Consider the following 455-nt stretch of genomic DNA (forward strand, 5'->3'; position numbering starts at 1 on the left):
GACAGCAGCAGTAACACCTCGCACTATAAGAGCGCAGACTTCGATAAAGTGATCCACGATGCGGTGAAAGCGGTAGACGATAAAGCCCGTGTCGCGGATTACCAGAAAGCTGAGCAGATTCTGGATAAAGACAGCACCATCGTGCCGGTTTACTACTACGTGAATGCGCGTCTGGTGAAACCGTACGTGGGCGGTTACACCGGTAATGATCCGCTGGATAAAACCCTCGATAAAAACCTGTATATCATTAAACATTAATAGCACTCAGGCTATCGACAGTGGCGGCGCTGTAGCGCCGCCTTTTTGACTTTGTGAAGCAACAGCCTGGTAGGTACGGCAATGTTAAAATTCATCCTGCGTCGGCTTCTGGAAGCGATCCCGACGCTCTTCATCCTGATCACCATCTCCTTCTTTATGATGCGACTGGCACCCGGCAGTCCGTTTACCGGCGAGCG

2 pseudogenes are annotated in these 455 nt (G+C 51.2%); both read left to right on the forward strand.

The annotated features are described in order from the left end of the window. Positions 1-258 (forward strand): annotated as a pseudogene (locus tag QMM04_RS23100) (oligopeptide ABC transporter substrate-binding protein OppA); the annotation flags it as partial. 81 nt (positions 259-339) lie between these two features. Further along, positions 340-455: pseudogene (gene oppB / locus QMM04_RS23105) on the forward strand (oligopeptide transporter permease); the annotation flags it as partial.

Source organism: Pantoea sp. Pa-EAmG (assembly GCF_030024295.1).
Taxonomy (GTDB): domain Bacteria; phylum Pseudomonadota; class Gammaproteobacteria; order Enterobacterales; family Enterobacteriaceae; genus Pantoea; species Pantoea dispersa.